The sequence below is a fragment of the Vagococcus sp. WN80Y genome (genome assembly GCF_059621045.1).
Genome location: NZ_JCAQHY010000097.1, coordinates 1 through 8,893, shown reverse-complemented (window position 1 = coordinate 8,893; position 8,893 = coordinate 1). Strand labels below are relative to the sequence as shown.

The window sequence follows — 8,893 nt, the reverse complement described above, 5'->3', positions numbered from 1 at the left end:
ATTATATGACATAAATAACCTCCGTGTTAGTTAAAAGATGTGTAAGTTAATAATAACAGTCAATTAATGAAAAGAGTTAAAGGGTGTTGCACTTCATTCTGACACGTAGGAGTAGTTTTAGGAGTAGATTTTAATGGCCACATGTCAAGGTTAAATGAAACAGGCTAACTTTAAGAGTAAGATACTTTTATCTTATGTAAGTTTATTATCTTCAGTAGTAATTAATGTAATAAACCTAATTTTGTTTGAATAGTAGTGATTTGTATTCAAGTAATTATATAAAGGGGAAGTTAGAGATGATAAAAAAAATGAAGAAAAAATATTTCTTTTATTTCATAATCTTGTTATTGCTGATAGGAATTATAGTCGGTAAACAAAAACTAGTAATTTTACAAGGTGCTGGTTTGCCAATATCTCCTACCACGATAGTTAATCAAGGAGAACAGAATACATTGGGAGATAATATTGATTTTACAGTTCCACAAGATGGCACCAGTTTATATGATTTTGAGTTACCTACGGATTTTATTCAAAATAAGAAAGTAACCACTTCTTTTTCAAAAAAGACTATGAATTCTTACAGTGTGCACAATGTTAGGACGACAGTAAGAAGTACTCTTTTAATGGATAAAGGTGCTTTGGTTGTTCTGATGTCGAGAAATGATAATCAAGGAGGGGTTCCTCAAAAGTTTGTCACGAGAGTAGTCTATCTTAATAAAGATGGTAAATACATGCATGATATTTCTATAGCTAAGGGGAATGAACTTAGTTCTCTAGAAACATTCGTAAATGGCACTCAAATAACTGGTGACTATGCTACAACTCCTACAGAAATAATAGATAATCTGGATGGTACCTATCAAATAGGATACTTTGGGCAGTCTGCTTCAGATAAGAATCTAACATGGAAAAGCTTGAAGTTTGAAATAGGAGGAAATGACAAGCTAAGTGTTTTGAGTTGGGGGGGAGTTACATACAATCCACCACTGACTGCGGGTGTAAATGATGGGATTGAATATTTCTATAAAATGAAAAATTCTAACAAGAATATTGCCCATGGGATAACTCTAAATACAGCATTGCCGCTCTATGTTTGGGATAACGGAGAGTATAAGAAAGAGAAAGATTTAGAACTCCGTCCTCAGTTTATAAATAGTATTCAGCCTGGTAAAGGTAATTACTGGGGAGCGTGGAGTTATACGATAGGGTACAATCCTAAAAATCAAGGCTATTTTGGAAAGCTTTTAGCTAGGAATAGTAATGGAGCGAATCAATATGAAGGCTCAGTAGAACATCTCTTGTTTTGGGATAAAAATGGAAAAACTGATTTTGATTTTGTAGCAGATTTACAATATGGGCAATCAGGTAAATCTAATCAGATAAAGCATTTTGTAATCAACGACAAAATGAATAGAGAGTCTTCTGATAGTATCTTTGTAACGTTGACTAAAGGCGATGACAGTATTGAAGTTGTTAAAATTAGTTTGACTAATTATTCAGTGGAGTCTCTCTTTACTTTATCGCCTGGCAGTAGCGTATTGCTTCAAAGCGACTCTTCGGGGCAAACAGTGGTTTATGGGACTCATAGTGGAAATCCAGGATCTGCCACTGATCTTCTAGAAGGTCGGTTTTCAGAAAGAGGTTTGTTTATGGGGATACTGAGTGATGATTATTCATTACTTAACGTCCAGATGGTTGCATACACAGGCTCTATGGAGGTGGGGCAATTAACCACAATTGATGCGTCTCATTACTATTATACAAGCTCTGGTGTAACAAAAGATTTCTCTTTAATGGATCCTGCCGATGGATGGAAAGGCGATTCAATGGCTGATGCATTTTACGGGATATTAGAGCTCAAGCAGGATTGGAGCCCAGGTATTAAGTTTAGTAAAGGCCATGAGTTGCTGACGCTTGATTTGACAGCTACATCGGATATTGAAAAAGAGCTATTAGTCGGAGTTGAGGTCTTAGATACCTATGATATGAAATACAGTATTTCGGGCTTGAAAACTCAAAAATGGCTTGATTCAAGGATAAATCGAAATCCATTGAGAGGCGGCATTGTCTATGACAGTGACAATGAAACAATCAATGAAGGCCTTTCTAGAGACAGGGATTGGAGTAGCTTGGTCAAAGTAGTTGATGAAAACGGACTAGCGACTTCAAAAGGAATCGATATGAATAATCCTAAATACGGCTTGTATCAAGCGAAGTACTTTGTGACAGATTCTAATGGAGACAATGCAAACAGTGAGAGTTATCAACCTTCTTCAATTAGTCGGTTTATCGATTCTAGAGATAAGCTCGTTAAAGTTAATATGGACTACCGATTAGGCGCTCAAAACTTTTCTGTCAATCAAAATGACCTAGCGAGTAAGTTAGGAACGGGGAACCCGAACGCGGTTAAAGAACTTGCTAAAGTAGTGGCGTGGGAAGTGACGACACCTATAACAGAAGAAGATTACAGTATCAATCTACATAGTAATAAAGTGACGTACGATCAAACTCAATTAGCGACTATTATAGGAGCCACAGGACCTAATGATGCGAAACCCTATCCACTAGACTTTACTTATAAGAGTGCTGTTCATACAGTTGAAAATCGAATCTGGGTATTTGTGACAAAAGATAACACTACAATCGCCAACGGTGTAGCTTTATACGCCGATGATTATCAACTTCCATTGTATGAAGCAAAAATTGCGACAGCTGAAACTCAATTGAAGGCAGATTGGGCTCCCACTAAAGGAACGACCTCTAACGTGACGGTCTATGACTTTATAGATCAACCACAAACAGGAACCTCTTTGACCCCTCTAACGGTTGGAACAGATGGGACGACGAAAGGGCTGAGTTTGAAGGCGGCCAGCCAAGCTGATTTAAGGGCTGTCACAACAGCTACAGCTGTTCCGAATGTGACCTTTATCTACACGGATGCTAAAAGTAGAGCGACAGAAGTAAAGGTAACGGCAAAAGTGGCAAACGCTCCTATTAAGATTCATTATCAAGCTGTCATCCAAGCGCCAAATCCTGAGATTGTCGTGCCAACAAGTCTTGTCGGTGTTAGTCACAACATTAATACTGCTACTGTTAGTGGGACAACGACGACGAGTCAACAGCTTAATTTAACTGGACCTGCTAAAGCAGGGACTCATGGTGAGTACGCTGAACTCAAGCTGACGATGTCAGTCGATCATTGGTATGTGTTACTCGAGTCAATTGCGCCTGAGTATTACACCGTGAGTGGTTATGAATTAACCTCAGGCCCCACAAAACCGACTCATTCTGGCTCAGCGGTTCAAACAGGTCCGCTCATCTTTGATGGGCGAACGAAGGAGGAAGTCTGGGTCACGATGTATCTAACACCAAGTATTGCCAGCACCTCGTCCCCTGATTATTATGGTTGGAATTATGGTAAACCAGGTGATTATGCGATTGTGCCGTAGGCAGAAAGGATGAGAACGGAATGAGTAATGATGTCACTATGACAAAACGAGTGCCTCATAAACGAAAAAGCTCAAAAGAGAGGGAGCTTCCGCCCACCATGGGGAAACGTCTCCTCTCTCTTGTCTGGAATGTTCTGTTTTATGTGATCTTTTTGTCCATTTTGCTAGGGGCGTTACTGTTTAATTTCAATGATTCGCCAGATAAGTCGTTTTATGGCTATCGGTTTATGACAGTCAAAACAAATTCAATGGCGGCTCATCCTGATAAGCCCGACTTAACAGACGGCTTTAATGCAGGAGACATGATCATATTGAAACAAGTTAAACCGGAGACGTTAAAGCCTAAAGACATTATCACTTTTTATCCTGTGGCAGGGAATACAGACGCCTATCTGACTCACCGAGTGATTAAGATCAATACCCCTGTTGTGAATGAAAAGGGAGAAGAAGTGGCGGGATTAACCACCCAAGGAGATGCCAATGATAACGCAGATATCCCCATCCAACACACACAAGTAGTCGGAAAGGTCATGGGTCATATTGCCCATGTAGGCCTCATGATTCAGTTTGTTCGAGATAATTTGGTGGTGGTATTGGTCCTAATCAGTAGTCTCTTTTTAGTGATCGCCACTGTTAAATATTACCTGAGTATTCCTCAGGTTGAGCGATACTCGTATCAGAGTGGCTCCAAGAAGCGAAAAAGTAGAACAACGTCCAAAGGACCTTAAACTAACTAGTGTTATAACGCTCCACGTGAGCTTATAAAAAATAAAACAGAACATAGGAGGTTTTTTTCAATGAATTTTTATGGAAAAAATAAACAGAAAAAGAAAAAAGCAATTGTTGCGTTATCAGTTTTAGCGTTGGTGAGCATACTTGCCGGAACATTTGCTTGGACGAGTTACGTTGAGTGGAGAAAAAATCATTTGCAATCATCAGGTTTTGAAGCCGGTGATGTCGTGTTGAATGAGCAATTCCCGTCTCCGTTAATCCCAAAAGATGGGGCGGAAGTAAAAAAGGATATTACCGTGACAAATGCGTCTGATAGCCCTGTATTTGTTCGTATTTCTTTTGAAGAGATGCTACACAAATTAGAGGCGGGTGCAGCATCTACCGGCTATCAAGTTCACGCGGATGCTGGGTTCCCTGTTATTATTGATGCATCAGAATATAAGGTCACTGGCTCACTTTGGGCCGACGTAACAACAGCTAAGTTACGAATTAATGGAGCCAATCCTCCAGCGGTTTTAGCAACAGGAGATAGAGGATTTAAATTATATGAAAAGGATGGCGAATATTTCCTAACCTATGTGAAAAAAACAAAAAAAGCGTATTACCCAGAATCGTTTCTCCACGATTTAGCATCAGGCAAATTGCCAATATTTGAGGGAACATTCGCAGCGGATGACGTCCAAGTGGCTCAAAAAGTCACAGGAAAACCGACGGTAAATGCGGATGGAACGGTTAATTATACAACAGGTGCAACTGCTGATGACTTGAGGTTCTTTGGTTATGGCAAGGAACTTCCAGCAGCGCCAACAGAACATAACTGGGCTGGCATTAAGAGTCATAGAGGAGCAGCAGGGGATGCACATCCAACTGCGATTGGAACCTCAGCGATTGATTCAAAAATTAAATTAAACTTTGCTTCAACTCATGTAGCAGTGGGCAACCAAATTGCCAATGTAGCATCAAGCGATGATGCACAGTGGTACTATAATACCGGTGATGGGTATTTCTACTACTCAAAAGCAGTTGAACCCGGGCAAAATACCCGCTCTTTATTGAAGAATATTCAGTTCCCAATGTCAATTGCAGAGGGGGCTAAAAAAACGCCTGTTGTGATAGGTGACGATACCTATGGTATTGCCTCTTATGATTTATGGGTAGGGATGGAAGCTATTCCGGCTTACTTAAGTGGTTTAACAAAAGCTGTGGATGCTACGCAAGGAACGAGTCCGACTAACATTAAAGGTTCTGGTGGTTGGGGAATTAATGCCTCAGCACCAGCTGGTTCAAGCGATAAAATGGTGTATGACTGGTTCGCGGCTATTGCAATTCCAGACCCAGACGCTCCTTAAAAAAAGAAGACGAGAGTTGATAAGGAAGGGAGAAGAGGGTGAAAAAGAACAGACGTTACCTTAATTTAATATCTTTTCTTTTCCTTCTGTTTGGATGTTTGGTAGGAAGTGTCTCTGTGTCAGCAGTGGAGACACTTCCTAAGGGGGTGATTGTAGGTGATGATACAGGCTTACAAGTCGGAGAAGATGGCAAATACTTTGTGGAACACACTGATATTAAACCAGGCTTGACCTTTAAAAAAGATATCACGATTAGTAACTATGCCCAACAAGCGGGTAGCTATACCTTACGGATGGACATGAAGGCAGACACAGTCAGTGGCGACGTGAATCTTTTAAAGGCGATGACAGTTAAATTAGAGTTGGCAGGAAAAACGGTGTATGAAGGGGATTTATCTGGAACGTCCTCCTCACCGCTCTACCAGTTACCAGTGGAATTAGGGACTTATTCAACCGGTGAAACAGGTCAGTTGACCGCCACCTTCACTGTCTCAACTGACATACCAAAAGAAAGCTGGCAACGTCCTAACAGTGCTGACTTTTATTGGGTTTTTTATGCCACCAATGAAACAGAGCCACCCCCACCTAAAAAGAAGAAGCCAACGCACCCTCTCCTCCCACAAACGGGAGAAGAATGGCGGTGGTTACTGATAGGAATGGGTGTGGGATTATTAGTGATAACCTTTGTTCTTTATGTGGCAAGACGCTATCAAAGACGAGTCTAACCATACAACACGATTGTATGGTTTCATGAATGGATTCTCCGGAGTCTATTGATGAAACTGTGGAATAACGAGGAGGAAGTGAGTGAACATGACACGAAAACAACGGACCGCACGCGGGTTATCATTAACTAATAATAAAGTGTTTTTTGGGAGCTTTATGGCCCTTATCACCTTTGTCCTGCTGATTGATGCGACCTTTGCTTGGACTAGCTACGCGAAGTGGTTACAGAATCATATGCAGAGTCCAACAGAAAAAGACATTCGACTGACGGTACAAGGCGCGTTATCAGGGAATTTAACCCATACGGCCCCTCTTTCTCTTCAAGTGAGTGTTAAAAATACAGGAGAAGCCCCGGCCTTTATTCGAGTGAGCTTAGAAGAGGTGCTCCTCACCTTGGCGGTTGATACAGTCGATCAAACTGGTAATGGGCATTTAGCGGAGTATACAGGATTAGACAGTTTACCAGAGGTGAAGCGAGAGTTTCCCTCTACCTGGCAGATTAATGGTCGGTACACACCGGATGGTCTGGTTTATTATGAAACGAAAACCATGAGTACCTATAAGTACCGACAATCAGAAATAAGTCGTCCCCCAACCTTCAATTACCTTGATTACAGTTGGGGAACGATTGACCCAGTTGCACCTCTTGCTACAGATAACTACTGGTTGTATCAAGAAATAGGCGGAAAAGGCTATTATTTTTATTCTCAAGCGGTTCAACCAGGGGACCAAACAATCGTGTTAGTCGATCAAGTTCACTTAAAAATGGGAGCACCTAACTGGCTGAAGGGGAGCTTGTACCGAGTCGATGTGCAGGCAGAAGGTGGCCAAGTGAACAAAGGGGTGTATGCTGATTGGGGCATTCCTCAAGTAACGGGGAACCCGGTGTATGAGCGTTATGAAGTGGTGATAGGAGGTGGGGCATAATGTGGAAAAAAGGCAAATTCCCACTCAAAACAACCTTAGTATTTTTGTTGAGTGTCTATATTTTATGTTTAAGCAGGTCGTTTCCAGAAACGAATGCCTATTTAAAGGATCAACAGCTTAGCCCACGACTTAATGAATTAGGTGATTTAAAAGTGGGCTTGCTGGACACAGGCGCAACAACAACGACGGCTCTTCCGGCAGGGACCACCTTGCCACGAACCGTGAGTGTTCACAATCAAGGAGAGGAAGACATGTTTGTCCGTGTCTTGATTCACCCGATGCTGACAGACAAAGAAGGGGTTAGTAAAGAGGTCGCTGTTTCTGATGTAGTAGCGGACTTAAACGTGAGTGAGTGGCAAGAAGGAACCGATGGCTACTATTATTACTTAAAACGGTTAGGAAGCACCAGCCCACTCAATCAGACGACCCTATTTACGACGATTAAAGGAGGGCCAAAGATGGTCACTCAAGATCGCCTTCAGTTAGTCATGAAGGTCGAGGCGATTACCGTTCGTGAGTATGCGTATCGCCAAGCATGGTGGCAAGGGATAACCCCCACAACGGGAAACTTGAAGCAAATAGATGATACCTTAGCTCCCTTGAGGGAGCAGTCATAATGTTAGATAGGAGAGTCCCAAAAGATGAAGATTGGTTATTTTCGTGTCACCTCATCAGAAGAAAAGCGGCCGTATCACGAGCAGTTGAAAAAGCACGGCGCACGTGTGTTTTTTCATGAGGTGAAACAGCGAACAGACGTCTCATGGAAGGAGCGGCCCTCCTTGGCAGAAGCACTGGACATGGGGGGCAGAGGCGACACCCTTCTCCTGTTTCAGTTGACAGACATTAGTCATCAACCCGAGGAATGGCTGACATTTTTAGATGAGTTACTAGAAAGAGGCTTAGATCTAGAGGTGTTGGCATATCCAACGATTCGTGTCACTGAGTGGGGCCACTTAATGAAGTGGATGCAAGAAATTCCGCAGCACGTTAAGGGAGAGATTAAGATTATTGGCATTCAGCCGGAAAATGAGGCAGATCGTCAGCTATATCGTGGGCTGTCCTCAGATCCTGATGGCCGACGACTTTACTGGCAAGTGTTCAGTGAACTGGTTGCGAACCGGTCAATTAGGCGAACGGCAAGGCGCTATGGTCTGTCCCGAGGAACGGTTTACCGAATCAGTCAACAGGTCAAACAAGTCAAGCATGTCTTGTGGCTAGCTGGGACTTTTTTGATGACCATGTTAGGCCTACAAATTGCCCGACAATACACCGATAGCCTATGGCTTCAAGGGCTGATTGGCTTAGTCGCCACGACCCTATTGGTTTATTTTACTTATTCAGATATGAGAGAAGACAATTAGATGAAAGAAAAGGGAAGGAGGACGTTAACATGCTGGGACATGGCGTGATAGGGTATACCGTTCAATCACCATTTGACACGGATTATCGCCAACTGATTCAAGAAGGAAACTGTCAGGAGGTCGTTGTAGCGACTCAACAAGCGGATTACTACGATCAGTTTGAAGCGTTTTTACTCACGTATAAAGATCAGAAGCTTATGGTAGTGACCTATCAAAGTATGGGGCTTCAATTAAATCAACTGCTTCCAGCCCTTCAATTGATCCACGATCATCAGATTCGGTTTGACATTATGGAGCAGCCATTAGAGTCATCCTCGCGTTATTTAGATTTGTTGTATGAGTTAGCCAA

At 42.1% G+C, this 8,893-nt stretch carries 8 protein-coding genes; all 8 read left to right on the top strand.

Translation table 11 applies throughout. The annotated features are described in order from the left end of the window. Positions 1-296: 296 nt before the first annotated feature. Positions 297-3,449 carry a hypothetical protein gene (locus AC5KOD_RS03510; RefSeq protein ID WP_496913149.1) on the top strand — a complete coding sequence of 1,051 codons (3,153 nt, stop codon included), beginning with the start codon at positions 297-299 and terminating at the stop codon, positions 3,447-3,449. Between the two features lie 20 nt (positions 3,450-3,469). Next, on the top strand, positions 3,470-4,177 hold the full coding sequence (locus AC5KOD_RS03505) for a signal peptidase I (protein ID WP_496913148.1): 708 nt from the start codon (positions 3,470-3,472) through the stop codon (positions 4,175-4,177). 69 nt (positions 4,178-4,246) lie between these two features. Then, positions 4,247-5,530, top strand: a complete 1,284-nt coding sequence (locus tag AC5KOD_RS03500; RefSeq protein ID WP_496913147.1) for a hypothetical protein — start codon at positions 4,247-4,249, stop codon at positions 5,528-5,530. Between the two features lie 116 nt (positions 5,531-5,646). Continuing rightward, complete coding sequence (locus tag AC5KOD_RS03495; protein ID WP_496913146.1) at positions 5,647-6,255, top strand: LPXTG cell wall anchor domain-containing protein; 609 nt, start codon at positions 5,647-5,649, stop codon at positions 6,253-6,255. An 88-nt stretch (positions 6,256-6,343) separates the two neighbouring features. Next, entirely contained in the window at positions 6,344-7,183 is an 840-nt protein-coding gene (locus tag AC5KOD_RS03490) for a hypothetical protein (RefSeq protein ID WP_496913145.1), read from the top strand. Beyond that, positions 7,183-7,800, top strand: coding sequence for a hypothetical protein (locus AC5KOD_RS03485; protein WP_496913144.1), 618 nt, complete (start codon positions 7,183-7,185; stop codon positions 7,798-7,800). Before AC5KOD_RS03490 ends, AC5KOD_RS03485 begins: the two co-directional genes overlap by 1 nt. Before the next feature lie 24 nt (positions 7,801-7,824). Continuing rightward, positions 7,825-8,544, top strand: coding sequence for a recombinase family protein (locus AC5KOD_RS03480; RefSeq protein WP_496913143.1), 720 nt, complete (start codon positions 7,825-7,827; stop codon positions 8,542-8,544). A 29-nt stretch (positions 8,545-8,573) separates the two neighbouring features. Then, positions 8,574-8,893: hypothetical protein (locus AC5KOD_RS03475; protein ID WP_496913142.1), on the top strand; the 320-nt coding region annotated here is incomplete at its 3' end.

Coding starts and splice junctions, on each gene's coding strand:
- AC5KOD_RS03485 (WP_496913144.1), top strand. CDS start 7,183: ATGTGGAAAAAAGGCAAATTCCCACTCAAAACAACCTTAGTATTTTTG.
- AC5KOD_RS03505 (WP_496913148.1), top strand. CDS start 3,470: ATGAGTAATGATGTCACTATGACAAAACGAGTGCCTCATAAACGAAAA.
- AC5KOD_RS03500 (WP_496913147.1), top strand. CDS start 4,247: ATGAATTTTTATGGAAAAAATAAACAGAAAAAGAAAAAAGCAATTGTT.
- AC5KOD_RS03480 (WP_496913143.1), top strand. CDS start 7,825: ATGAAGATTGGTTATTTTCGTGTCACCTCATCAGAAGAAAAGCGGCCG.
- AC5KOD_RS03510 (WP_496913149.1), top strand. CDS start 297: ATGATAAAAAAAATGAAGAAAAAATATTTCTTTTATTTCATAATCTTG.
- AC5KOD_RS03490 (WP_496913145.1), top strand. CDS start 6,344: ATGACACGAAAACAACGGACCGCACGCGGGTTATCATTAACTAATAAT.